We start from the raw sequence: 22,762 nt of genomic DNA on the forward strand, positions 1-22,762 counted from the left end.
AGCTGACAGTTCCGATTGTCGTAGCCATCCCCTAGGGTTGACGCCATGCCCTTAACCCCACCTCCCCATGGTTCCGCGCGGTCTTCCGTCGAACTGAACGAGCGGATCCGCGGCCTGTGGCTGCGCGCGGGCGGCCGCCTCTCCGCCGAACAGCGCAGAGAGTACGAGCAGTTGGTGACGGAGTGGGCCGCCGCAGTCCGCGAGGAGATGGTGCGGGCCGCATAGGCGCTTCGTCCCTGCATGCCCCTTGGCTCAACACTCCCCGTGCCCAACACTGAGCCGATGACGCAGCGCGTGGAACTCGCCGCCGTGATCGACCGGTTGGCCGTCGATGCCCTCATCACCGAGTACGCGGTGGCCGTCGACGACGGCGACTGGACCGCCTATCGACAGCTCTTCGCCCCGAGCGGGCGCGCCGACTACCGCTCCGCGGGCGGCATCGAGGGAGGAGCCGATGAGATCACCGCGTGGCTGGCGGAGACGATGCAGATGTTCCCCATGCGCCAGCACCTGATCACCAACCGCAGGCTGGAGTTCGGGACGCTGGACCAGGACGTCGACGACGTCGCCCGCGTCCAGGCCGACTATGTGAACCCGATGCGGTTCGCGAAACCCGCGGGTGAGGCAGCGGCCGGCGAGCGCGAGCCCTCGACCGCACCGGACTTCATCTGCGGCGGCCGCTACGCCTTCACTCTCGTGCGTACGCACAATGGCTGGCGGTTGCGCCAGGTGGTCGTCACGGAGAAGTGGCGCCAGATGGCCGGTCTCCCTTCCGACACGGGTGGTGCGGAGTTCTGATGCCCGGCCCACTGTCCTAGATCGTCCGCGTCGCGCACACTGGAAATACGACCGGGCGTCGGGGACAGAGGGAGGCGCTGCATGGATCTTTCCGGCGACGACCGGTGGGAGCGGCACGGGCGACAGGACGGGCAACGGAACGGGCCCTGGAGCAGGCAGCGCGCCGCGCGCCTCCTCGCGTCGCGCTGGTGGCGCGGCGGCATCGCCGTCACCGCGGGCGCACTGCCCGCCCTCGCCTTCCCCGCCCCGTCGCTGTGGTGGTTCGCGTACGTCGCGCTGGTGCCGTGGATGCTCCTCGCAAGGTCCGCCCCGACCGCCCGGCGGGCCGCGCTCGACGGCTGGCTGGGCGGCCTCGGCTTCATGGTGGCCGTGCACCACTGGCTGCTCCCGAGCCTGCATGTGTTCACGCTCGTCATCGCCGCGCTGCTCGGTCTGCTGTGGGCGCCCTGGGGCTGGCTCGTACGGCGGTTCCTCGGCGGTGTGCCGCAGGCCGGGCGGGCCACGGCCGCGCTCGTGGTGCTGCCCTCCGGGTGGCTGATGGTCGAACTGGTCAGGTCCTGGGAAGGCTTGGGCGGGCCGTGGGGCCTGCTCGGCTCCAGCCAGTGGCAGGTGACGCCCGCGCTGCGACTCGTCTCGGTGGGCGGGGTGTGGCTGGTCAGCGCGTTCGTCGTGGTCGTGAACACGGCGGTCGCGCTGCTCGCCCTCGCGGCGGCCGCACGGGCGACGACTCCACGTACGACTCCACCTACGGACGCCGTCTCCACACCCCCATCGCCCCACGCCCTCCCAGCCCTCCCCGCCCTCGCAGGCATCCTCGCCGTGGCCACCGCCGGAGCCGCCGCCTGGGCGTGGGCCCCCCGCCCCGAACCCGCCGGGCACGCCCGCGTCGCCGTCGTCCAGCCGGGCGTCATCGAAGACGGCACAGCGAGCGCCGACAAGCGCCTGGCCCGGGAGGAGGCGCTGACCCGGACCCTGGCGGGCCGGGACGTCGACCTCGTCGTCTGGGGCGAGAGCAGCGTCGGCTTCGACCTGGCCGACCGGCCGGACGTCGCACGCCGGATCGCCGCGCTCTCCCGCGAGGTGGGCGCGGACATCCTGGTGAACGTCGACGCGCGCCGCTCCGACCGGCCCGGCATATTCAAGAGTTCCGTCCTGGTGGGCCCGGCAGGGCCGACCGGCGACCGCTACGACAAGATGCGGCTCGTGCCCTTCGGCGAGTACATTCCGGCGCGCTCCCTGCTCGGCTGGGCGACGTCCGTCGGCAAGGCGGCGGGCGAGGACCGCAGGCGCGGCGACCACCAGGTGGTGATGAACACCGCAGGCAACACCAGAGGTGAGAACGGGCGCGGCACCGGACACGACCTCCGCATCGGCCCCCTCGTCTGCTTCGAGTCCGCGTTCCCCGACATGAGCCGTCGGCTCACTCAGGACGGCGCCCAACTACTGCTGGCCCAGTCCGCCACGTCGTCGTTCCAGCACAGCTGGGCGCCCCGGCAGCACGCGTCGCTCGCGGCGGTGCGGGCCGCGGAGACGGGCCGCCCCATGGTGCACGCCACGCTCACCGGCGTCTCCGCGGTGCACGGTCCCGACGGTGCGCGCATCGGCAACACGCTCGGCACCTCGGCGAGCGCCGCGGCGGTGTACGACGTGCCACTGGCCACCGGCGAGACGGCGTACGTGAAGTGGGGCGACTGGCCCGTGTACGCCGCGGTCCTCGTACTCGTGGCGCTGGGCCTGACCGAGGGCCTGCGGTCCTACCGGCGGACCGCCCTCAGGCGGACTGCTCCTGAGCAGCACGCACCACGCGCTCGCACAGCTCATGAGTCGCCAGTGCGTCCCGGGCGCTGAGCACCTTGCCCGCGCGCACCGCGTCGAGGAAGGCGAGCACCACCTGCTCGATGCCGCGCTGACGGGCCACCGGGACCCAGTCACCGCGCCGCCGCACCGTGGGCTGGCCCTTGTGGTCCACGATCTCGGCGAGGTTGAGCACCTGCCGCTTGGTGTCCTGGCCGGAGACTTCGAGGATCTCCTCGGTGGAGCCGCTGAGCCGGTTCATCATGCCGATGGCGGTGAACCCGTCGCCGGACAGCTGCACGACCACGTGCTGCATGAGGCCGTCCTCGACGCGGGAGCGCACGGTGACGTCGTCGATCGGTCCCGGCGCCAGGAACCGCAGCGTGTCCAGCACGTGGATGAAGTCGTCGAGCACGAGCGTGCGCGGGTCCTCGGGCAGCCCCACGCGGTTCTTCTGCATGAGGATCAGCTCGCGCGGGTGGTCGACGCACTGGGCGTAGCCGGGCGCGAAGCGGCGGTTGAAGCCGACCGCGAGGCTGACGCCGCGCTCCTCGGCGAGGCGCACGAGACGCTCGGAGTCGGCGAGTTCGTACGCGATGGGCTTGTCGACGTAGGTCGGCACGCCCGCTTCGACGAGGCGGGTGACGATCTCCGGGTGCACGGCGGTCGGCGCGTGCACGAAGGCGGCGTCGAGGCCCTGGGCGAGCAGCGCGTCCAGGTCGGTGTGGCAGCGGGAGTCCAGGATGTGGTGGACGCCCGCGACCCGGGCGAGGGTCGCGGGCGTGCGCGTCTGCAGGTGCAGTTCGACCCCGGGCAGGGTGGTGAGGACGGGCAGGTACGCCTTCTGCGCGATGTCACCGAGTCCGATGCAGCCGATCTTCACCACTGTCTCCCTACCGGCCCCTACCGCTGGCCTACTGCTGCCGCTACCGCTGTACTGGCTCGCGATCCGTCGTTCCCGCAGCATACGGGGCCTGCGGGGGACGCCAGTCGGCGATGGAGGAGAAGCTCCGCATGATGAAGTCCGGGCCGAGCCGCGTCGCCGTGGAGATGAGGGCGTTGCGTACGGCGATGAGCGGGGCGCCGGTGAGATGTGTGACGCGGGCGGCTCGTGCGGCGCGCCGGACGATCTCCGTGGTGCGGGGGACGCGGGCCGCGCTGTAGGCGGCGAGGCCGGTGGCGAGGTCGGCGCCCGGCGCCACGTGGTGGGCGAGCACGACGGCGTCCTCGATGGCCTGGTTGCCGCCCTGGCCGAGGCTCGGCGCCATGGCGTGCGCGGCGTCACCGAGGAGGGCGACGCGGCCGCGGTGGTACGCGGGAAGCGGCGTCGTCAGATGACGGACGTCGTTGCGCAGGACGTCCTCGGGCCTGACGGCGGCGATCAGGCCGGGGATCGGGTCGTGCCAGTCGGCGAAGCGGCGCTCCAGCTCGGCCTTCTCGCTGTCGGGCGCCCTGCCGCCCTCGGGCAGCCGGGCGGTGGCGTACGCGTACACCCTGCCGTCCTTCAGCGGCTGCGTGCCCCAGACGCCGCCGCGGCCCCAGGTCTCGTGCGGCGTGAAGGCCTCGTCGGGCGCGGGGATGACGAACCGCCAGGCGGTGAACCCCGCGTACACGGGTTGGGGGTGGGCCGGGAAGAGGGCCGTGCGCACGGCGGAGTTGATGCCGTCGGCGCCGACGACGAGGTCCGCCTCGATGTCGCCGTCGTCGGTGGTGACGACGGCGCGGCGGTCGGCGGTGCCGGGATCCGCGAGGCGGGCCCGTACGCCGGTGCGCAGCGACTTCTCGGGCAGCGCGGAGACGAGCAGGTCGACGAGGGTCGCGCGGTGCAGCATGACGAGCGATCCGCCGTACGTTCCCTCGGCCGCGGCGGCACTCGTGCGCACCAGCCAGCGGCCGTTCTGCGCGCGCATCCCGCCGTCGCCCTCCCAGGCGGCGAGCGCACGGACCCGGTCGCCGAGGCCGAGGACGTCCAGGGCGCGCTGGGAGTTGGGGGCGAGGCCGATGCCCGAGCCGACCGGCTCCAGGGAGGCGGCACGCTCCAGGACCGTGACGCTCCATCCGGACTCGTGCAGGCCGATGGCCGCGGTGAGCCCACCGATGCCGCCGCCGATGACGACGGCGTGGGGCTGCTCCTTCCTGGCCTGCTTTCCGGCCTGCTTTCCGGCCTGGTTTCCGGCCTGATTCCTGGCCTGGTTCATGGCTCCTCCTCAGCCGTGCCGCACGCGTCCGCCGCATGCGCCACCCACCCCTTCACTACAGATGTAGTGAGCGACGGCACGACCGTACTACATCTGTAGTCCGCCAGGTAGGGTCTTGGTCATGTCCGTACGCAGCGCGGGGCCTCCCCGCACCGAGCTCATCGCCGACACCGCTCTCACCCTGCTCGCGGAGCGCGGCATGCGCGGCCTCACCCACCGCGCCGTCGACGAGGCGGCGGGCCTGCCCCAGGGCTCCACGTCCAACCACGCACGCACACGGCTCGCCCTCCTGGAAGCGGCGGTACGACGGCAGGCCGAGCGCGAGGCGGAGGTGCTGAACCCCGCCGAGATGCCGCATCCGGCCGCGGGACGCGAGCAGCTGGCCGCGGGTCTCGCCATGGCCCTGCACCGGTACCTGACCGGCGACCACCGCCAACTCCTCGTATCCCGTTACGAGTTGGCCATGGAGGCGACCCGCAGGCCGGAACTGCGCGCCTATTACGACGCGGCGGGCGCCCAGTTCAGAGAGCCCTTGGAAATCCTGCTCCGCGCCGCGGGCTCCACCGCGCCGGAGCGCCACACGCTGTCCCTGGTGGCCTGGTGCGACGGTTTGATGTTCTCGTGCGTGGCGGGTTCGTACCACGCCACGGCGCCGACGCAGGAGGAGCTGCGGAGCAGCGTGGGGGAACTGCTGCGGGGGATGCTGGACGGCTGAGGGCCCGTCACCCGTGCGGGGCAACCTGGCGATGTTCCGACGCCAACTCGTCCGGGACCCAGCAGAGTTGCCCAGATGCATCGATCGACGTCCACCGCCGCCGCCGCGCTCCTCGTCACGATGGCGGTCTCGGCCGCCACCTCGGCCGCCGTCGCAGGCTGCATGAGCGTCGAGCGGCCCCCGGATCCCGGTACGGTCGCGGCCACCGCGCAGCCGCCCGCGCCCCGCACCGAGGGGAAGCGCCGCACGCAGAGCGTGCAGGCCCCGGCCCGGGAGGCCCTGGAGCGCATGGGCCCGCCGCGCCACCCGGCCACCAGGAAGGCCGATGCGGAGGCGGATGCAGGTTCAGGTGCGGGCGCGGATGCAGGCACGGGTGCAGAGGCGGCGGCCGGACCTGCCGCCGGGTCCTCAGCCCTGTCGCCGTCCCGCACCTCCCGCCCGGCCCCCGCCGCCGCGGCCGCCCCGGTACGCAGGCCCGCCGCCGCGCGCCCCGACGCGGGAGCCACCCGCCCCGCCCCCGCCAAGGTCCCCACCGGGGCCACCACGAACGTGTGCGCGCTCGGCGAGGCCTACGGCAGGTGGCGGCCGAACAGCCCCGAAGCGGTCATCTGCCGGAACACGTACGGCCGCTGACCCCACGACGACACGGGCGCGCACCGTCCCCCTCTGCCCCCCGGCTCCCCCGACTCCTCCTCACTCCACCTCGCTCCCCTCCCCCACCTGCCCCTCCAGCCGGGCGATGGCGTCCTTGATGCCCCTGCCGTAGCCGTCGTCCTCCAGCGCGCCCACCGCGCCGCGGGCCCGGCGCAGGTGGCTGCGGGCGGCTTCCGGGCGGCCCAGCTTCACGTAGTCCGCGGCGAGGTTCAGGTGCAGGGAGGGGTAGAAGCCGCGCACCGCGAGTGAATTGTGGTGTTCGCTCAGGCGCTCGTCGGTGAGCTCGTCAGCCGCCGACAACGCCCGCAGGTCCCACGCCAGTTCGTCGGAGGGGTCGGCCTGCGTGTCCGCCATGTAGTGCGCGAGCGTGCAGCGGTGCAGCGGGTCGCCCTCCTCGCCGATCTCCCCCCAGAGACCGAGGAAGCGGCCCTGCGCCTCCTCGCGGTCGCCGCCGTGGTGCAGCATGACCGCCTGCCCGATCCGCGTCATCATCGCGTCATCCGCCGTCTGCTCCTGCTGCTCCGTCACCGGATCCTCCGTGGTCGTGCGGCCGTCGCCCCCATCCCTCACGACGCTAGCGGCCACCACTGACAATCACGGTCAGGCACGTTCGCAGGCGGGGCGCTCACGCGTACCGCTGGGCCAGCCCGGTGACGCTCCTGACGACCTCGGCACGGAGATCGGACGGCCCGAGCACCTCCGCCTCCAGGCCGAGCCGGAGGATGTCGCTCACCGCCACCGGCAGCTCCTCCACGTCGAGATCCACCTCCACCCAGCCGTCCGTGTCCGGCCCCCCCGCCCCGTCCACGGCCCGCGCCCCCGCCGCCCCGAACATCGCGGGCAGCAGCCGCAGCCCCGCCGGGGACACCCGGAGCCGGGCCGTGCCCCGCAGCACCCGCGCCTCCAGGCCGCGCGAGGCCTCCGCCCAGTACGCCGCGAGACCGAAGCCGTCCGGGCGGCCGCTGGGCTCCTCCGCCACGGTCGCCGACAGGAACCGCGACACCCGGTACGTACGTGCGCCGCCGTCGGCGCCGTCGGCGCCGTCAGCGGATGCCACCAGGTACCAGTTGCCCGCCTTGAGGACCAGGCCCAGCGGGTGCAGCTCACGCCGGACGTCGCCGCCCCAGCGCCGGTAGTGCGCCCGCAGGACCCGCTGCCGCCAGACGGCGTCGGCGACCACGTCGAGCAGCGGGGCGGGATCCGCGGTGCGGAACCAGGCGGCCGCGTCGAGGTGGAAGCGCTCCTGGATGCGCCGGGACCGCTCGCCGAGCCCGGCGGGCAGCGCGGCGGCCAACTTGAGCTGTGCGGTGGCCAGTTCCGCGCCGAGGCCCAGGTCGGCGGCGGCTCCCGGCATACCGGCGAGGGCGAGGGAGTCGGCCTCGCCCTCGGTGAGGCCGGTCAGTCGGGTGCGGTAGCCGTCGAGGAGCCGGAAGCCGCCCGCCGGGCCGCGCTCGGCATAGACGGGCACTCCGGAAGCGGCGAGCGCCTCCGCGTCCCGGTAGACGGTCCTGACCGATACCTCGAGCTCAGCGGCGAGCTCCGGCGCGGACATGCCTCCGCGGTTCTGGAGCAGCAGGAGAAGGGCCAGGAGCCGGTCGGCGCGCACCCGGCCAAGTCTGCCGCAGTACCTGACAGAAGGTGTCAGGTACCCCTGTCAGCATCTTCGACGGAGCGGCCCGACCGGGGCCCACCGCCGAGAGGACCCCATGCCCAACCAGACCAGCCAGGCCAACCAGTCCACCCAGACAAGTCGGACCCGACAGACCACCGGCACCTTCACCTTCGCCCGCTGGGACGAGAAGCCCGTCGCGGGCGCGCACGGCGGCACCCGCATCGCCCACGCCGCCGTCACCAACGACTACACCGGCGTCATCGAGGCCGCGGGCACCTCCTGCGAGTACACCATCTCGTACGAGAGCGAGACGGTCGGCTTCTTCGTCGGCTACGAGTTCATCGACGGCACGGTCGACGGCCGGAAGGGCTCGTTCGTCATCGAGCAGCGCGGTTCCTTCGGGGCCGACGGCACCATCGAGTGCTCCTTCACCGTGCTGCCCGGTTCGGCGACCGGCGAGCTGACGGGGCTCACCGGTACCGGTTCGTACACGGCACGGGCCGGTCAGCCCGCCACCCCGTACTCACTCGCCCACGCCCTGGCGGGCTGACGTCAGAGCCTGTCTTTGAACCCCCGCCTGCGCCCCGACGCCCGGCACGCACGCTCGGCGCACGGCGGCCCCGGACAGGTGGCTCCGCCACATGACCGGGCCGCCGCACACCGATCGCACGCACCGACCGCCGCTGCGCCCGCGCTCCGCGCGAACGACGGGGGTTCAAAGACAGGCTCTCAGCCGATGTCGGGGATCCGCCAGTCGATCGGCTCGTGCCCCTGCGCCGCGACCGCTTCGTTGATCTGCGTGAACGGGTGCGAGCCGAAGAACTTCTTGGCGGAGAGCGGCGAGGGGTGGGCGCCCTGCACGACGATGTGCCGCTCCTCGTCGATGAGGGGGAGCTTCTTCTTGGCGTAGTTGCCCCACAGCACGAAGACCGCGGGGTCGGGGCGGTCGGCCACCGAACGGATCACGGCGTCCGTGAACTTCTCCCAGCCCTTGCCCTTGTGGGAGTTGGCCTCGCCGGAGCGGACCGTGAGGACCGCGTTCAGCAGGAGGACGCCCTGCTGGGCCCACGGCATCAGATAGCCGTTGTCCGGCACGGGGTGGCCGAGCTCCTCCTTCATCTCCTTGTAGATGTTCCGCAGCGAGGGCGGCGTCTTCACACCGGGCTGCACGGAGAAGCAGAGGCCGTGGCCCTGGCCCTCGCCGTGGTACGGATCCTGGCCGAGGACCAGGACCTTCACCTGGTCGTACGGCGTCGCGTCGAGAGCCGCGAAGACCTCGTCGCGCGGCGGATAGACGGGACCCTTCGACCGCTCCTCCTCGACGAACTCGGTGAGCTCCTTGAAGTAGGGCTTCTGGAGTTCCTCGCCGAGGACTCCGCGCCAGGACGCGGGCAGCATGGCGATGTCGGTCACGTCAACAACCTCCGGTGTGCGGTCACTTCTCACCACAGAACCTACCGGCGCCCACTGACAACCGACCTTCATCCCCACCTGTCATCAGCTCACCAGCTGGTCTTGCGCTGCAGCTCCCACATCATCATGATCGCCGAAGGGTCGAGGGCCCGCTCGCCGCCCGCGATCTCCTCACTGGACATGATGTACTGCTTGCCCTGCCACAGCGGCAGCAGCCGCACGTCGTCGACGAGGATCTCCTGGGCGCGCTCGAACTGGTCGATCACCGCTCCCCGGTCGGCCTCCCTGCGCTCACGCGGCAGCACCTGGTCCGTGATCTCCTTGGACGGGTAGGGCGTGTTGAGCACGTTCTTGGGGCCGACGAACGGCGCGATGAAGTTGTCCGCGTCCGGGAAGTCGGGGAACCAGCCGCGTCCGAAGACGGGGTACTCACCGTTGCTGTACCCCTCCTGGAACTCGGTCCAGGGGCGGCTCTTGAGCGTGATCTTGAACAGGCCCGAGGCCTCCAGCTGCCGCTTGAGCTCGGCGAACTCCGGCTCGGTCGCCGAGCCGTAGCGGTCGGTGGTGTACCAGAGGGTGAGCGGCACCGGCTCGTGGATCCCGGCGTCGGTGAGGATCTTCTTGGCCTTTGTGACGCTGGGGTTCCCGTACTTGTCGAAGAACCCGGTGGCGTGGCCCGTGAGCCCCCTGGGGACCATCGAGTACAGCGGCTCGACGGTGTCCTTGTAGATCTTGTGGGCGATGGCGCCGCGGTCGACGATCTGCGCGAAGGCGCGCCGGACCGGCAGTTTCCGCGCCCATGGGTCCTTGGTGTTGAACACCAGGTAGCGGATCTCGGTGCCCGAGCCCTCGACGAGCTCGATGTCCTGTTCGCGCCTGCCCCGGCCCTGCATGGTGACGATGTCCTCGGAGGCCAGGCCTCGGAAGGTCACGTCGATCTGCTTGTTCTTGAGGGCGTCGACCATGGCGGACGACTTCTTGAAGTAGCGGATGGTGACGGCGTCGTTCTTGACGTCGGCCGCGCCCTTGTAGTGGTCGTTCTTGACCAGCTCGGCCTTCTCGTTCGGCGCATACCCCTCAAGGGTGTACGGGCCCGAGCCGTTGACCTCGTTGCCCTCGCGGAGCTTGTCCGCCGGGTACTCCCTGGGGTCGACGATCGACATGGCCGGGGTGGCGAGCACGAACGGGAAGGTCGCGTCCGCCTTCTTCAGGCGGAAGACAACCGTCCGGTCCCCCTTCGTCTCCACCTTGTCCAGCGAGCCGAGCAGACCGGTGGGCCCGCCCTTGACCCCGATGGTCCGCATGCGGTCGAAGGAGTACTTCACGGCCGCCGCGTCGAGCTTGTCGCCGTCGGAGAACTGCAGGCCCTCGCGCAGTTCACAGGTGAAGACCGTGCTGGAGGCGTCGCTGAACTTGCAGGACTCGGCGGCGTCGGGCTCGGGCTCGGTGGCCCCCGAGGGGAAGCTCAGCAGCGTTTGAAAAACGTTTCTGTAGAGCTCCCAGGAGCTGTCCCAGGCCTTCGCCGGGTCCAGGGTGCTCGGCGCGCTCATCGTGCCGACGGTGATCTGCTCCTCGTCGTCCGACCCTTCGGAGGACAGCACCCCGCAACCGGCGAGCAGGGATATGGACGCGATCGCCGCGACCGGACGGAGACCCCTGGTCCGCTTAGCAGGGGGAACTTCACTGAACACGCGCACGCTCCTCGATCGGCCATGCCATGGGGTCGGGAGACAATATCGCAGTGCCCTGCCGCGCCAAGTCCTGGCGCCGACAGGGCACTTGATGCGGAGAACATCACCGATAGTGTGTCTCCGCCGGGTGTGGGGCCTTCGTCAGCCGACGCCCGCATTGAGGAAGATGCCGCCATCGACCACGAGTGTCTGACCCGTGATCCAGTCGGACTGGCCGGACGTGAGGAACGCGGCCGCGCCCCCGATGTCCTCCGGCACCCCGAGCCGGCCGAGCGGATAGGCGGCCGCCGCCTCCGCCTCCCGGCCCTCGTACAGCGCCTGGGCGAACTTGGTCTTGACGACCGCGGGCGCGATGGAGTTCACGCGCACCTTCGGGGCGAACTCGTGCGCCAGCTGCAGGGTGAGGTTGACCATGGCGGCCTTGCTCATCCCGTACGCGCCGATGAACGGCGACGCGGAGACACCGGCGACGGAGGCGATGTTCACGATCGCGCCGCCGTTCTCGCTCTGCCAGGCCCGCCAGGTCCGCTGGGCGAAACCGAGCGCCGAGATGACGTTGGTCTCGAACACCTTGCGGGCCACGTTGAGGTCCAGCTCGGCCATCGGACCGAACACCGGGTTCGTACCGGCGTTGTTGATCAGGAAGTCGACGCGGCCGAAGGCCTCCATGGCGCGCTCGACGGCGACCGCCTGGTGGGCCTCGTCGTGCGCCTTGCCCGCGACTCCGATGACCCGGTCGGCGCCGAGCTTCTCGACGGCCTCCTTGAGGGCGTCCTCATTGCGTCCGGTGATGCAGACCCGGTCGCCGCGGGCCACCAGCGCCTCGGCGATGCCGTATCCGATGCCCCGGCTCGCGCCCGTGACGAGCGCGGCCTTTCCACTGTCCTGCACAGCCATGATCTCTGCCTCTGCCTTTCAGGTCAGTTGAGCGGGCCGCCGGCCACGTACATGACCTGCCCGGAGACGAATCCGGCCGCGTCGCCCGTGAAGAAGGCGATGGCGTTGGCGATGTCCTCGGGGCGGCCGACGCGCTGCACGGGGATCTGGGTGGCGGCCGCGGCCTGGAAGTCCTCGAAGCCCATGCCGACACGGTCGGCGGTGGCCTTCGTCATCTCCGTGACGATGAAGCCCGGGGCGACGGAGTTGGCGGTGACGCCGAACTTGCCGAGCTCCTTGGCGAGGGTCTTGGTGAAGCCCTGCAGACCGGCCTTGGCGGCGGCGTAGTTGACCTGGCCCCGGTTGCCGAGCGCGGAGGACGAGGAGAGGTTGACGATACGGCCGAACTTGGCGTCCACCATGTGCTTCTGGCAGGCCTTCGACATCAGGAAGGCGCCGCGCAGGTGCACGTTCATGACCGTGTCCCAGTCGGTCGCGCTCATCTTGAAGAGGAGGTTGTCGCGGAGCACACCGGCGTTGTTGACGAGGATCGTCGGCGCGCCGAGCTCCTCGGCGATGCGGGCGACGGCGGCCTCGACCTGGGCCTCGTCGGACACGTCGCAGCCGACAGCGATCGCCTTGCCACCGGCCGCGGTGATCTGCGCGACGGTGTCCTTGCAGGCGGCCTCGTCGAGGTCGATGACGGCCACGGCGCGGCCCTCGGCGGCGAGCCGTACGGCGGTCGCCGCGCCGATGCCTCGCGCTGCGCCGGTCACGACCGCGACGCGCTGCTCTGTGGTGGACATGCTGGTTCTCCTCGCCCTTGGGATGCGGCTCTACGGATGGGGCCCTGCGGGATGGGACTCCACGGTACGCCCCGATGGTGAGCGACCGCTTAGTACCTTCAGCTGGACGAGACGCTAGAAGCCCTGGCACCGGGTGTCAACGGCCCACAGGAGAGGTGTGACTCTTTACTTCACCAACAGGCCGAGCAGCCGGTTCAGCTCGGCCTCGGGATCCGCCGTGAGACCGGTGTGCACAGGACCCGGCTGGATCACCGTGGAGCGCGGCGCGATCAGCCAGCGGAAGCGCCGCCCCGCGTCGTCGCGCTCGGCCTGGCCCGCTCCCGCGCCGCCCTCGCAGATCCGCTCGACGGCACCGAGCGCGGCCCTGATGCCCGCCGCGTCGGCCGCCGGGTCCAGGGCGAGGAGCTTGCCCTCGTCCAGGTGCGTGCGCGCGGCGACGTACGACTTGGCGCGGCAGTAGAGCACGACGCCCGCGTTGAACTGCTCGCCGCGCTCCACCCGCGGCACGACGCGCACCAGCGCGTACTCGAAGACGTCCCGCGCGGGCGCGGTCTGCTCGCTCATTTGGTGGCGCCCTTCGGTCCGGCACCCGGCAGGGTGATCCGCTCGTGGATGGTCTTGGCGCGCGGCAGGAGGGCCGTCACGTACGCGCGGCGCACGTCGTCCACGCCGTCGAAGCCCGGCTCGTCGGCCAGCCACTCCTCGGGCACCTCGGCCGCGACCTCGGCGAGCAGCTCCTCGGTGACGAGGGGGGCGAGCTCGGCGGCGGCCGCCGCGACGTCGGGGCCGTACGGGGCGAGGACGTGGTCCGACGCGTCGTACGGCTTGGCGGCCGCGGTCTCGGCGGTGCGCCAGTTGTGGTGCCAGATCATGCTCGCCCCGTGGTCGATCAGCCACAGGTCGCCGTGCCACATGAGCAGGTTCGGATTGCGCCAGGAGCGGTCGACGTTGTTGATCAGGGCGTCGAACCAGACGACCCTGCCCGCCTCGGCCGGGTCCACCTCGTGGGCGAGCGGGTCGAAGCCGAGGGCGCCCGACAGGAACTCCATGCCGAGGTTGAGTCCGCCGCTCGCCTTGAGCAGCGCCTGCACCCGTTCGTCGGGCTCACCGAGGCCGAGGACCGGGTCGAGCCGGATCCCCGTGAGCCCCGGCATCCGCAGGCCGAGCCTGCGGGCCAGCTCACCGCAGATCACCTCGGCGACGAGCGTCTTGCGCCCCTGTCCCGCGCCGGTGAACTTCAGGACGTACGTCTCGTACGTGCCGTGGTCGTCGGTCTCGACGAGCCCGGGCAGTGATCCGCCTTCCCGCAGGGGCGTGACGTAGCGGACCGCGGTGACTTCGCTGAGCATGGGCCCAGATTACTGCCGCCGCAGCGCAGTTCGATCATCCGGCCCGCGGCGTCCGGCCCCCGGTGTCCCGGCCCCGGCCTTTCCCGGAGAGATCCTTGACTGTTTGAACACAGGGGCCCGCGGCCCCGTACCACCGGACATGACGACTCCGGACATGACGACTTACGAAGAGACCACCCCCGCACCTGCCCCCGCGCCCTGCCGCCGCACGGTCGTGGCCACGATCGGCGCCGTGGGCCTGGCCGCCGCCCTCACCGCCTGCGGGAGCGACGACAAGAGCCCCGCAGGATCCGCGGGCGACGCACCCTCCAAAGGCGGCGACGGCGGGGTCCTGGCCAGTACGTCCGACATCCCCGTGGGCGGCGGCAAGATCTTCAAGGATGCCCAGGTGGTGGTCACCCAGCCCACGAAGGGCGACTTCAAGGCGTTCTCCAGCCTCTGCACCCACAAGGGGTGCCCGGTGACGAGCGTCGAGGGCGGCACGGTCAACTGCCCCTGCCACGGCAGCAAGTTCGACATCGCCGACGGCAGCGTGCGGGGCGGGCCCGCGCCGAAGCCGCTGCCTCCGGCCCGGATCACCGTGGCGGGCGGCTCGATCAAGCTGGCTTGACCGGTCGGCCCGGCTGCTTCCAGACCCCGAGCACGTCCTGTGTGGTCGTGATGGTGGCGACGAGCGCGAGGGTGTTGCGGACCATGGCCGGGGTGTAGTCGGCGGGGACGCCCGCGATGGCGTCGGCGGGGACGACGGCGGTGTAGCCGAGGTTCACGGCGTCGAACACTGCGTTCGGGATCGCGACGTTGGCCGAGACGCCGGTGACCAGCAGGGTGCGGCAGCCCAGGTTGCGCAGCAGGGGGTCCACGTCGGTGCCCGCGACGGGTGACAGGCCGTGCAGGCGGCGTACGACGAAGTCCTCGTCGGCCACCTCGATCGGCGGGGCGATCCGCACGGCCGCGGTGCCCGAGAGCTGCTGCACGGGGAGCCTCTCGGCGGCGCGGAAGAGGCGGGCGTTGTGGCTGGCCCCGCGCCCGTCGGGCCGCCGCTCGGCAACCGCGTGCAGCACCTGGACACCGCTCTGATGCGCCGCGGACACCAGCCGGGCGACGTTGGCGAGGGCCCCCGACGTCCGCGCCTGTGCGGCGAGTTCGGGCAGGGCGCTCTCGGTGCCGACGACGCCCTGCTGGCACTCGACGGTCAGCAGCGCCGTGGTGGCGGGGTCGAGGATTTCCCTGAGCTTTTCGTACGACGGCATGGCTTCCCCTTGTCGCGGACGTCCGGGACACCGGCCGGCGAGAGGCTAACGGCCATTGCGCCACGAAGGAAGAGCGTCCATGCTGCGTCCATACTTTCCTGACGCACAGTCAGGAACGCGCGGTCCGACCCGCCCGGTCGGACACGGTGAACAGGAGGGCACATGGCCGTCACACAGCGCCGGGGTCGCCGGATCATGATGACGCCGGACGAGCTCGACGCGTTCCTCACCGCGGAGCGCACCTGCCGGGTGGCGACCGTGTCCCCGGACGGTGCCCCGCACGTCAGCACACTCTGGTTCGCCTGGGACGGGACGTCGCTCTGGCTGTACTCGACCACCCGCAGCAAGCGCTGGGCCGACCTCCGCAAGGACCCGCGGGTCGCCGTGGTGGTCGACGCCGGTGAGGAGTACGGCGAGCTGCGCGGCGTGGAGCTGTCCGGCGCCGTGGAGTTCGTGGGCGAGGCCCCGCGCAAGGGCGACCCCTGCCCGGAACTGGCTGCCCCGGAGCGACTGTTCGCCCGCAAGATCTTCGGCTTCGACACGATGCCGCACGACGGGCGCCACGGCTGGATGCGCCTGACCCCGGACGCCGTCGCGTCCTGGGACTTCCGGAAGCTGGCCGACCTGCCGGTCCCTCCGGCGTAAGGGGTTACCTCGTTCGAAGGCGGACGAACGTTTCTGCAGTTCTCGTCCCCTGCCTCCGCGGGCATGGATGCCGCGCCCCGGGCCCCCGGGTCGTCCGCCCGCCCCGGAGGTGTCCCACCGTGGTCCTCGTCATCGTCGTCGCCGTACTGGCCCTGCTCGCGGGACTCGCCGCGAACCGCTATCTGCGGCCCCGGCTCATCACCGCCGACGACGACGAGGGCATGGCGGTCAAGGACCTGGTCGGGCCGCTGCTGACCCTCACGGTGCTGCTGCTCGCGTTCGTCCTGGTCACCGCCTCCGGCTCGTACGGGAAGGCGGAGGTCGCCTCCCGCGGCGAGAGCCGCGCCCTGGACCAGCTCGTCGAGACCGCGGAGTACGCGCCCGCGGAGCAGCGGGCGCGGATCCAGGCCGATGCCGTCTGTTACGCACGCGCCGTGCGGCAGCAGGAGTGGCCGGCCATGGCCGACGGAAAGGGTTCGCCCGCGCCGAGCGTGTGGTCGACCGACGTCCGGCGCGCGTTCAGTGAACTGCAGGGCAAGCCGGTGTTCGGGATGCTGACCGCGGCCGACAACAAGCGCTCCGACGAGCGCGAGGAACGCCTCACGCAGGCGACGGCCAGCATTCCCGGTGCCATCTTCTGGTTCCTCCTGGCCACCCTGACCGTCACGGTCATGGCGCTCGGGACCTGCCTGCCACGCAAGAACAACCGCGGCCAGCTGATCACCCTCGCGGTGATCACAGCACTGCTGACGACGACGCTGTGCATCATCCGGGACGTGGACCGGCCCTTCGGCGGCATCATCTCAGTGCAGCCGACCGCGATGGCCGAGGCCGAGCGGCAGGCCGACCGCGACTTCCTCACGAACCACTCCGCGGCCGAACTGCCCTGCGACGCGGACGGAGACCGCCGCCCCAAGACCTGAGCCGCGGCTCGGCGCCGGGCGCGCGGCTCGCCGCCCCCAGGGCGCGGCCTCCCCCGGCTCGCTACCGCAGGCCCGCCCCCGCCCCCCGCAGCGCCTCCGCCGCCGCCCTGATCGACGGGCGGCGGTCCGCGTCCGCCCGCCACACCACGTACACGTGCCGCCGCACCCGGTGCCGCACCGGGACCGTGCGCACGCCCGACGGCATCGGGTCGCGGCCCAGTTGCGGGGCCACGCACACGCCGAGTCCGGCGGCGACCAGGGCGAGCTGGGTGTGGTGCTCCTCCGCGCGGTGCGAGATGCGCGGCTCGATGCCCTTGCCGCGCAGGGTGAACATCAGCCACTCGTGGCAGAACTCGCCCTCCGCCCAGGTGATCCACTCGTCGTCCGCGAACTCCTCCAGGTCCACCTCGGTCCGGTCGGCGAGGGGATGCGCGGCGGGCATCGCCACGTCGGCGGGATCATCGAGGAGGGGGGCCTTGACCAGGCCTTCCGGGATCGGCAGGGGCTTGTTGTACCAGTCGAGGACGACCGCCATGTCAATGTCGCCGCGCACCACCGCCGCGACGGCCGGCGTCGGCTCCATTTCCTGGCAGCCCACCCGCAGTCCGGGGTGGTCGGCGCGGAGCGCGGACAGGGTGGCGGGCATCAGGCCGCGCATGGCCGTGGGGAACGCGGAGATCCGCAGCTCCCCCACCGCCTTGCCCCGCTGCTCCTCCAGGTCCGCCTGGGCTAGCTCCACCTGCGAGAGGATCCGCGCCGCGTGCTGGGCGAGCAGCCGCCCCGCGTCGGTCAGGCGCACACCCCTGCCGTTCTTGGCGAGCAACTGCTGGCCGACCTCACGCTCCAGCTTCGTCATCTGCTGCGAGACCGCCGACGTCGTCACGTGCAGCCCCGCGGCCGCGCCGCTGACCGATCCGTGCCGGGCGAGGGCGTCGAGCGTACGCAGGCGCTCCAGGTTCAACATGTAAGCGATGCTACGCGATACAGAGAACAAAATCTCGCTTGTGCTACGAGATGGCCGGGTCCATCGTGAGACGCATGACCACCGCGCCCCCGCCGTCGCGTTCAGCCACCGCACCGACCACGCAAGCCACACCGACCACCCCCACCATCCCCGCCCCTTCGGCCACGATGGCAGCCCACCCCGGTCGCCCCGCCCTCGACTGGCGCATCCGCTTCGGCGTCCTCTCGCTGATCTGGGGCTTCAGCTTCCTCCTGATCAAGGTGGGCACCGAGGGGTACGCACCGTTCCAGGTCACCCTGGGAAGGCTGGTGTTCGGCACGGCCGTGATCGCCGCCGTGCTCGCGGTGAAGCGGGAGCGGCTGCCGCGCGGCACACGGACCTGGCTGCACCTGACGGTGGCGGCCTTCCTGCTCAACGCCCTGCCGTTCTCGCTCTTCGCGTACGCGGAACTGTCGATCCCGTCGACACTCGCCGGGATCTGCAACGCGACGTCACCCCTGTGGGGCATGGCCCTCTCCCTCGTCGCGCTCTCCGAGGACCGTCCGACGCGGCGCCGTGTCGCGGGCCTCGGCATCGGGTTCTTCGGAGTGCTCACCGTGCTCGGCGCCTGGCAGGGCTTCAGCGGCCTCGATCTCGGCGGCACGGCGATGGCCCTGCTCGCCTCGCTCAGCTACCCGATCGGCTGGATCTACGTGCGCCGCACGCTGGCCGGTTCCGGGCACTCCAACCTCTCCCTCTCAGGTGCCCAGCTGCTGGTCGCGACCGCCGAACTGGCCCTGGTGACACCGCTGTTCACCTCGCTCCCGACGCACTTCCCCGTCGTGCCGCTGCTGGCGATCGTGGCACTGGGCGCCCTCGGCACCGGAGTCGCCTTCCTGTTGCAGTACGCGCTGGTCGCCGAGGTGGGCCCGACCACCGCCCAGATGGTCACGTACTTCATCCCTGTCATCGCGACCGCCGCGGGCGTCGCGGTGCTCGGCGAGTCCCTGAGCTGGTCGACACCGGTCGGCGCGGTGATCGTCCTGGCGGGCGCGGCGCTCACGCAGTCCCGCCCCCGCGCGGCGAGAACGACGACTACGGCGACCACGAGCGCGACCGCGCGTCCACCCCGTCAATCGTAACGCCGCGCGGGAGCGGGCCCAGTGGCGGAGGCGACGGCGTCCGCCACCGCCACGATGTCCTCGTCCTCCAGCGCCGCCACGGTGATCCGCACCGCGGGCGGCGCGTTCAGCCGGAACCTCGCCCCCGGAGCCACGGCCCATCCCGCGTGCAGCAGCCGCGCGACCGCCCCCGTCTCGTCCGGGACCGGCACCCACGCGTTCATGCCGCTGCGCCCGTACGCGGCAACGCCCCGCTCGGCGAGCGCCGCGATCAGCGCCTCGCGCCGCCGCCCGTAGGACGCCGCCACCACGCGCGCGTCGACCGCGCCCTCGGCCCAGAGCCGCGCGACGGCGCGCTGCAGCAGGCGGCTCACCCAGCCCGGCCCGAGCCGCTGGCGCCCGCGCAGCCGGTCGACGGTGACCGAGTCACTGGTGACCACGGCGAGCCGCAGGTCGGGGCCGTACGCCTTGGCGGTCGAGCGGGTGAGGGCCCAGTTCCTGGTCGACCCCGCCAGCGGATGCAGCGGCAGGTCGACGATGCCGTGGCCGTGGTCGTCCTCGATGAGCAGCACGTCCTCGTGCGCGGCGAACACCTTCCGCAGGGCACGCGCGCGTGGAGCGGTGACAGCGGCGCCCGTGGGGTTCTGCGCCCGGTCCGTCACCACGGCCGCCCGCGCCCCGGATGCCAACGCCCGCTCCACGTCGGCGGGCAGCGGGCCCTCGTCGTCCACGCCCACCGGAACCGCGCGCAGCCCGAGGGCGGAGACGAGATCGAGCAGGCTTCCCCAGCCCGGGTCCTCCAGAGCGACCCCGTCGCCGGGCTTGAGGTGGACGGAGAGCACCCGCTCGATGGCGTCGAGCGATCCGGAGGTGACGGCGAGCGGGCCGTGGGGGACGCCGTCGGCCTCGAAGGCCGCGCGTGCGTACCGCTCAAGCTCCGGGTCCACCGCACCCTCTCCGTAGAGGACGGGTTCCGTGTCACTCTGCGCCGCGGCCGAGACGAAGGCTCCGGAGAGGGCGGGCAACAGCTTCGGGTCCGGATTGCCCATGGAGACGTCGCGTACGCCGGGCGGGGCGTCCACCCTGATGAGTTCGCGCGTCGTGGTCGCGGGCTTGGAGCGCACCCGGCTCCCGCGCCGCCCCGCCGTCTCGATGACGCCGCGTTCGCGCAGCGTGCGGTAGGCGGCCGCCACCGTATTGGGATTCACCCCGAGGCGCGTCGCCAACTCCCGCATGGGGGGCAGCAGTTGCCCCGGTTCGAGGCCGCCGTCACCCACGGCCCGCTCCACACTGGCCGCAATCTCGGCTGCACGCCGCCCACTGATCGGATACTCTCCTAGCACAAACAAGAGTATGCACTAGTGCAATAGAGCTCGCAAGTCGATGATCCGGGCACCACCGCCCGGAGCATCACCTGGGGGCAGATCAGTTCAGGGAGAGCCATGCAGACGACGCCGGGCACCACCGACACCACTTCGCCGGACAGCGCCGCCTACGCACCGACCGACCGCACGATCCCCACCCGCTCCGCGGATCGCGCCGCGTACGACCGGGAGACGGTGCACGCGATACTCGACGAGGCCTACGTGTGCCATCTCGGGTTCGTGCGCGACGGCGCCCCCGTCGTGCTCCCGACGCTCTACGGACGGGTCGGCGACCGCCTGTACGTGCACGGCTCGACGGGTTCCCGGCCGCTGCGCATGGTGCGCGCAGGCTCCGAGGAGCAGGACCCGGGGCTGCAGGTGTGCCTGACCGTCACCCACGTCGACGGCCTGGTCCTGGCCCGGTCCGCCTTCCACCACTCCATCAACTACCGCTCCGTGGTGATCCACGGCACCGCCCACCAGGTCACGGACCCCGAAGAGAAGCGGATGGCGCTGGACGCGCTGGTCGACCACGTGGTGCCCGGCCGGTCCGCCGACTCCCGCCCCGCCAACACCAAGGAGCTCGCGGCGACCGCCGTGATCAGCCTCGACCTCAACGAGGTGTCGGCGAAGGCGCGCACCGGCGGCCCGAACGACGAACTGGAGGACATGGACCTCCCCCACTGGGCGGGCGTCGTCCCGCTCCGCAAGGGCCACGACGCCCTCATCCCCTCGGAGGACCTGTCACCCGACATCAAGGTGCCCGACTACCTGGTCGAGCTGTGATGCTGATCCACCCCTGGGATGCCGCTCGCTCCGACGCCGAGTGGCAGCAGTGGCTCGCCGCCCACGACTTCGGGCAGCTCGCCGTGAACGGCCTCCCGGGCGAGCCGCCCCACGTCCAGCCCCTCCATTTCGTGTACGAGGCCGAACACGGCCCGCACGGCCGGGTGCTCACGCACCTGGCACGCCCGAACCCCCTGTGGCCCGCCCTGGAGGCCGACTCCGAGGTGCTCCTGAGCGTGGTCGACGACTACGTGTACGTGCCGGGCCCTTGGCAGGCCCCGCCTGACGTCCCGGCCGAGCACGGCGTGCCGACCAGTTTCTACGCCGCCGTCCAGTTGCGCTGCACCGCCCGCGTCGTCGACGACCCGGAGGAGAAGGCCGACGTCCTGAACCGCCAGGTCGGCCACTTCCAGCCCGAGGGCGGCTCCGCGCGGGCGGCGGTGGGCGAGGCTCCGTACGGCCGCATGCTCTCCGGCATCCGGGCGCTGTGCCTCGATGTGAGCGACGTACAGGCGAAGTTCAAGTACGCGAGCCACAAGCCGGACGAGGTGCAGGACCGCATCGCCGCGGGCCTCGCCGAACGGCAGGGCCCGGGGGACGCGGCCGCCCGCACGCACCAGGTGCGCCGCCGCGAGGCGTGACCCACCCGGCCCGGGACGGCGCACAGCCAGCGGCAGGACGAGCGGCGGGCCTCGCGAAAGCCACAGCGAAGCCCGCCGCCACCCGCTGCCTCAACACCTGCGCCAGCGCTATCGCCTACACCTGTGCCATTGCCTACACCTGTGCCACCGGCGCCGCCGCCCGCCGCTCCGCCACCGCGCCCCGCGTCTCCGCGACCGCGAGGCCCGTCACCGCGGCCAGCATCAGGGCCGTGCCCGCCACCGTCGCCGCCGTCAGGTCCTCACCGAGCAGCGCGACCGCGATGACCGCGGCACCCACCGGCTCCAGGAGCATGATCACGGAGACGGTGGCGGACCGCACGACGGCAGCCCCTGCGAAGTACAGGGCATACGCGACCGCCGTCGGCACGGCCGCGATGTACAGCAAATACGCACCCACGCGCGCGGGTTCGGCGGTGTGCGGCACCAGGCCCTCGGCCGCGGCCAGCGGCAGCAGGCAGAGCGAGACGACGGCGAACGCCCAGACGGTGGTGTCGGACGAGTCGGCCGTGCCGCCCCTCCCCCACCAGCGCGTGAGCAGCGTCATGACGGCGTACGCGGCCGCGGAGACGAGCCCCCAGACCACACCGGCCGGTCGCAGGGTCGCGCCTCCGCCGCCGTCGCCACCGAGGACGAGAACGACGAGGCCGGTGAGGGCCCCCAGGACGGCGATCACGCCGCCGCGCCCGAGCCGCTCGCCCAGGGCAAGCCGTGCGCCGAGTGCGATGAGGACGGGGCCCGACCCCATGGTGACGACGGTGCCGACCGCGAGGCCGGTCACCTCGACGGCGGCGAAGTAGGCGGTCTGGAACACCGCGAGGGCCACGCCTGTCGCGACGATGCGGCGCGCCCTGCGCCCGAGCGGTTCGGCGACCGCCACGCGCGTGGTCGACCGGCGCGGCCGCGACAGGCGCGTGGCCAGACGTGCGGCGAGCAGCAGCACGAAGCCGCCCGCGCACCGCCAGAAGGAGAGGCTGACCGGCCCCATGTCGCTGGCCCGGAAGACCAGCGCGGCGGCGGCACCCGCGGTTCCCCACGCGATCCCGGCGAAGATCAGATAGAAGAGACCGCGCCCGACCGCAAGACCACCGGCCTGCGGCCCCACACCATTCGTTCCAGCGGCATTCGTTCCAACAGCGTTCGGTCCAACGGCGTTCGGTCCAAG

The 22,762-nt window shown here is 72.0% G+C and carries 26 protein-coding genes; 12 read left to right on the forward strand and 14 right to left on the reverse strand.

The window, feature by feature from the left end; genetic code table 11:
• Positions 1–45: 45 nt before the first annotated feature.
• From ABZV77_RS34680 to lnt, 3 genes are all read left to right on the forward strand, one after another.
• Positions 46–225: a hypothetical protein gene (locus tag ABZV77_RS34680; RefSeq protein WP_079074970.1), complete on the forward strand. Its 180-nt coding sequence runs from the start codon at positions 46–48 to the stop codon at positions 223–225.
• A 57-nt stretch (positions 226–282) separates the two neighbouring features.
• Positions 283–798, forward strand: a complete 516-nt coding sequence (locus tag ABZV77_RS34685) for a nuclear transport factor 2 family protein (protein ID WP_356265850.1) — start codon at positions 283–285, stop codon at positions 796–798.
• A gap of 81 nt (positions 799–879) precedes the next feature.
• On the forward strand, positions 880–2,646 hold the full coding sequence (gene lnt / locus ABZV77_RS34690) for an apolipoprotein N-acyltransferase (protein WP_356265853.1): 1,767 nt from the start codon (positions 880–882) through the stop codon (positions 2,644–2,646).
• Here lnt and ABZV77_RS34695 read toward each other — a convergent pair.
• Positions 2,570–3,475 (reverse strand): Gfo/Idh/MocA family oxidoreductase, encoded by a 906-nt coding sequence (locus ABZV77_RS34695; RefSeq protein WP_356265856.1) that lies wholly within the window; start codon positions 3,473–3,475, stop codon positions 2,570–2,572. The two genes, lnt and ABZV77_RS34695, sit on opposite strands and share 77 nt — an antisense overlap.
• A 43-nt stretch (positions 3,476–3,518) precedes the next feature.
• A complete protein-coding gene (locus tag ABZV77_RS34700) occupies positions 3,519–4,790 on the reverse strand; it encodes an FAD-dependent monooxygenase (protein ID WP_356265859.1) in 1,272 nt (423 codons plus the stop codon).
• Positions 4,791–4,911: 121 nt separating this feature from the next.
• Here ABZV77_RS34700 and ABZV77_RS34705 point away from each other — a divergent pair, with 121 nt between their 5' ends.
• Both ABZV77_RS34705 and ABZV77_RS34710 read left to right on the forward strand, forming a co-directional pair.
• On the forward strand, positions 4,912–5,505 hold the full coding sequence (locus ABZV77_RS34705; protein ID WP_356265862.1) for a TetR/AcrR family transcriptional regulator: 594 nt from the start codon (positions 4,912–4,914) through the stop codon (positions 5,503–5,505).
• 75 nt (positions 5,506–5,580) lie between these two features.
• A complete protein-coding gene (locus ABZV77_RS34710; protein ID WP_356265865.1) occupies positions 5,581–6,138 on the forward strand; it encodes a hypothetical protein in 558 nt (185 codons plus the stop codon).
• A gap of 60 nt (positions 6,139–6,198) precedes the next feature.
• On the opposite strand, the gene ABZV77_RS34715 is transcribed toward ABZV77_RS34710, so the two are convergent.
• Positions 6,199–6,687, reverse strand: a complete 489-nt coding sequence (locus ABZV77_RS34715) for a hypothetical protein (RefSeq protein WP_356265867.1) — start codon at positions 6,685–6,687, stop codon at positions 6,199–6,201.
• Positions 6,688–6,784: 97 nt separating this feature from the next.
• Positions 6,785–7,765, reverse strand: a complete 981-nt coding sequence (locus ABZV77_RS34720; protein ID WP_356265870.1) for a WYL domain-containing protein — start codon at positions 7,763–7,765, stop codon at positions 6,785–6,787.
• 100 nt (positions 7,766–7,865) lie between these two features.
• Here ABZV77_RS34720 and ABZV77_RS34725 point away from each other — a divergent pair, with 100 nt between their 5' ends.
• Positions 7,866–8,321: a DUF3224 domain-containing protein gene (locus ABZV77_RS34725; protein WP_356265873.1), complete on the forward strand. Its 456-nt coding sequence runs from the start codon at positions 7,866–7,868 to the stop codon at positions 8,319–8,321.
• 179 nt (positions 8,322–8,500) lie between these two features.
• Here ABZV77_RS34725 and ABZV77_RS34730 read toward each other — a convergent pair whose 3' ends face one another.
• The 6 genes from ABZV77_RS34730 to ABZV77_RS34755 all read right to left on the reverse strand — a co-directional run bounded on the left by ABZV77_RS34730 (position 8,501) and on the right by ABZV77_RS34755 (position 13,906).
• A complete protein-coding gene (locus tag ABZV77_RS34730; RefSeq protein ID WP_356265876.1) occupies positions 8,501–9,184 on the reverse strand; it encodes a uracil-DNA glycosylase in 684 nt (227 codons plus the stop codon).
• Positions 9,185–9,273: 89 nt separating this feature from the next.
• The gene (locus ABZV77_RS34735; protein ID WP_356265879.1) at positions 9,274–10,875 is read right to left on the reverse strand and encodes an ABC transporter substrate-binding protein; all 1,602 of its coding nucleotides are present in this window, start codon (positions 10,873–10,875) and stop codon (positions 9,274–9,276) included.
• A gap of 141 nt (positions 10,876–11,016) precedes the next feature.
• On the reverse strand, positions 11,017–11,772 hold the full coding sequence (locus tag ABZV77_RS34740; protein ID WP_356265882.1) for an SDR family oxidoreductase: 756 nt from the start codon (positions 11,770–11,772) through the stop codon (positions 11,017–11,019).
• A 23-nt stretch (positions 11,773–11,795) separates the two neighbouring features.
• Complete coding sequence (gene fabG, locus ABZV77_RS34745) at positions 11,796–12,557, reverse strand: 3-oxoacyl-ACP reductase FabG (RefSeq protein WP_356265885.1); 762 nt, start codon at positions 12,555–12,557, stop codon at positions 11,796–11,798.
• A 165-nt stretch (positions 12,558–12,722) separates the two neighbouring features.
• On the reverse strand, positions 12,723–13,121 hold the full coding sequence (locus ABZV77_RS34750) for a DUF3037 domain-containing protein (RefSeq protein ID WP_356265887.1): 399 nt from the start codon (positions 13,119–13,121) through the stop codon (positions 12,723–12,725).
• Entirely contained in the window at positions 13,118–13,906 is a 789-nt protein-coding gene (locus tag ABZV77_RS34755) for a HipA family kinase (RefSeq protein ID WP_356265890.1), read from the reverse strand. Before ABZV77_RS34755 ends, ABZV77_RS34750 begins: the two co-directional genes overlap by 4 nt.
• Before the next feature lie 154 nt (positions 13,907–14,060).
• Here ABZV77_RS34755 and ABZV77_RS34760 point away from each other — a divergent pair, with 154 nt between their 5' ends.
• Positions 14,061–14,516 carry a Rieske (2Fe-2S) protein gene (locus ABZV77_RS34760; RefSeq protein ID WP_356265893.1) on the forward strand — a complete coding sequence of 152 codons (456 nt, stop codon included), beginning with the start codon at positions 14,061–14,063 and terminating at the stop codon, positions 14,514–14,516.
• Here the strand turns inward: ABZV77_RS34760 and ABZV77_RS34765 are convergent.
• On the reverse strand, positions 14,503–15,156 hold the full coding sequence (locus ABZV77_RS34765) for a cysteine hydrolase (protein ID WP_356265896.1): 654 nt from the start codon (positions 15,154–15,156) through the stop codon (positions 14,503–14,505). The genes ABZV77_RS34760 and ABZV77_RS34765 overlap by 14 nt on opposite strands.
• 162 nt (positions 15,157–15,318) lie before the next feature.
• Between ABZV77_RS34765 and ABZV77_RS34770 the strand changes: the two genes are divergently transcribed.
• Complete coding sequence (locus ABZV77_RS34770) at positions 15,319–15,801, forward strand: pyridoxamine 5'-phosphate oxidase family protein (protein WP_356265899.1); 483 nt, start codon at positions 15,319–15,321, stop codon at positions 15,799–15,801.
• Positions 15,802–15,920: 119 nt separating this feature from the next.
• A complete protein-coding gene (locus tag ABZV77_RS34775; RefSeq protein ID WP_356265901.1) occupies positions 15,921–16,724 on the forward strand; it encodes a hypothetical protein in 804 nt (267 codons plus the stop codon).
• 61 nt (positions 16,725–16,785) lie between these two features.
• On the opposite strand, the gene ABZV77_RS34780 is transcribed toward ABZV77_RS34775, so the two are convergent.
• Positions 16,786–17,688, reverse strand: coding sequence for a LysR family transcriptional regulator (locus ABZV77_RS34780; RefSeq protein ID WP_356265904.1), 903 nt, complete (start codon positions 17,686–17,688; stop codon positions 16,786–16,788).
• Between the two features lie 38 nt (positions 17,689–17,726).
• Here ABZV77_RS34780 and ABZV77_RS34785 point away from each other — a divergent pair, with 38 nt between their 5' ends.
• Positions 17,727–18,809: a DMT family transporter gene (locus ABZV77_RS34785; protein WP_356265907.1), complete on the forward strand. Its 1,083-nt coding sequence runs from the start codon at positions 17,727–17,729 to the stop codon at positions 18,807–18,809.
• Here the strand turns inward: ABZV77_RS34785 and ABZV77_RS34790 are convergent.
• Positions 18,800–20,131 (reverse strand): aminotransferase class I/II-fold pyridoxal phosphate-dependent enzyme, encoded by a 1,332-nt coding sequence (locus ABZV77_RS34790; RefSeq protein ID WP_356265910.1) that lies wholly within the window; start codon positions 20,129–20,131, stop codon positions 18,800–18,802. The two genes, ABZV77_RS34785 and ABZV77_RS34790, sit on opposite strands and share 10 nt — an antisense overlap.
• 99 nt (positions 20,132–20,230) lie before the next feature.
• Between ABZV77_RS34790 and ABZV77_RS34795 the strand changes: the two genes are divergently transcribed.
• On the forward strand, positions 20,231–20,938 hold the full coding sequence (locus ABZV77_RS34795; RefSeq protein ID WP_356265913.1) for a pyridoxamine 5'-phosphate oxidase family protein: 708 nt from the start codon (positions 20,231–20,233) through the stop codon (positions 20,936–20,938).
• The gene (locus ABZV77_RS34800; RefSeq protein WP_356265916.1) at positions 20,938–21,579 is read left to right on the forward strand and encodes an FMN-binding negative transcriptional regulator; all 642 of its coding nucleotides are present in this window, start codon (positions 20,938–20,940) and stop codon (positions 21,577–21,579) included. Before ABZV77_RS34795 ends, ABZV77_RS34800 begins: the two co-directional genes overlap by 1 nt.
• A gap of 133 nt (positions 21,580–21,712) precedes the next feature.
• Here ABZV77_RS34800 and ABZV77_RS34805 read toward each other — a convergent pair whose 3' ends face one another.
• Complete coding sequence (locus tag ABZV77_RS34805) at positions 21,713–22,702, reverse strand: DMT family transporter (protein WP_356265919.1); 990 nt, start codon at positions 22,700–22,702, stop codon at positions 21,713–21,715.
• Positions 22,703–22,762: the final 60 nt, after the last annotated feature.

The organism is Streptomyces sp. NPDC004732 (genome assembly GCF_040609235.1).
Lineage (GTDB): Bacteria > Actinomycetota > Actinomycetes > Streptomycetales > Streptomycetaceae > Streptomyces.

Coding starts and splice junctions, on each gene's coding strand:
- ABZV77_RS34680 (WP_079074970.1), top strand. CDS start 46: ATGCCCTTAACCCCACCTCCCCATGGTTCCGCGCGGTCTTCCGTCGAA.
- ABZV77_RS34685 (WP_356265850.1), top strand. CDS start 283: ATGACGCAGCGCGTGGAACTCGCCGCCGTGATCGACCGGTTGGCCGTC.
- lnt (WP_356265853.1), top strand. CDS start 880: ATGGATCTTTCCGGCGACGACCGGTGGGAGCGGCACGGGCGACAGGAC.
- ABZV77_RS34700 (WP_356265859.1), bottom strand. CDS start 4,790: ATGAACCAGGCCAGGAATCAGGCCGGAAACCAGGCCGGAAAGCAGGCC.
- ABZV77_RS34705 (WP_356265862.1), top strand. CDS start 4,912: ATGTCCGTACGCAGCGCGGGGCCTCCCCGCACCGAGCTCATCGCCGAC.
- ABZV77_RS34710 (WP_356265865.1), top strand. CDS start 5,581: ATGCATCGATCGACGTCCACCGCCGCCGCCGCGCTCCTCGTCACGATG.
- ABZV77_RS34725 (WP_356265873.1), top strand. CDS start 7,866: ATGCCCAACCAGACCAGCCAGGCCAACCAGTCCACCCAGACAAGTCGG.
- ABZV77_RS34740 (WP_356265882.1), bottom strand. CDS start 11,772: ATGGCTGTGCAGGACAGTGGAAAGGCCGCGCTCGTCACGGGCGCGAGC.
- fabG (WP_356265885.1), bottom strand. CDS start 12,557: ATGTCCACCACAGAGCAGCGCGTCGCGGTCGTGACCGGCGCAGCGCGA.
- ABZV77_RS34750 (WP_356265887.1), bottom strand. CDS start 13,121: ATGAGCGAGCAGACCGCGCCCGCGCGGGACGTCTTCGAGTACGCGCTG.
- ABZV77_RS34755 (WP_356265890.1), bottom strand. CDS start 13,906: ATGCTCAGCGAAGTCACCGCGGTCCGCTACGTCACGCCCCTGCGGGAA.
- ABZV77_RS34760 (WP_356265893.1), top strand. CDS start 14,061: ATGACGACTTACGAAGAGACCACCCCCGCACCTGCCCCCGCGCCCTGC.
- ABZV77_RS34765 (WP_356265896.1), bottom strand. CDS start 15,156: ATGCCGTCGTACGAAAAGCTCAGGGAAATCCTCGACCCCGCCACCACG.
- ABZV77_RS34770 (WP_356265899.1), top strand. CDS start 15,319: ATGGCCGTCACACAGCGCCGGGGTCGCCGGATCATGATGACGCCGGAC.
- ABZV77_RS34780 (WP_356265904.1), bottom strand. CDS start 17,688: ATGTTGAACCTGGAGCGCCTGCGTACGCTCGACGCCCTCGCCCGGCAC.
- ABZV77_RS34795 (WP_356265913.1), top strand. CDS start 20,231: ATGCAGACGACGCCGGGCACCACCGACACCACTTCGCCGGACAGCGCC.
- ABZV77_RS34800 (WP_356265916.1), top strand. CDS start 20,938: ATGCTGATCCACCCCTGGGATGCCGCTCGCTCCGACGCCGAGTGGCAG.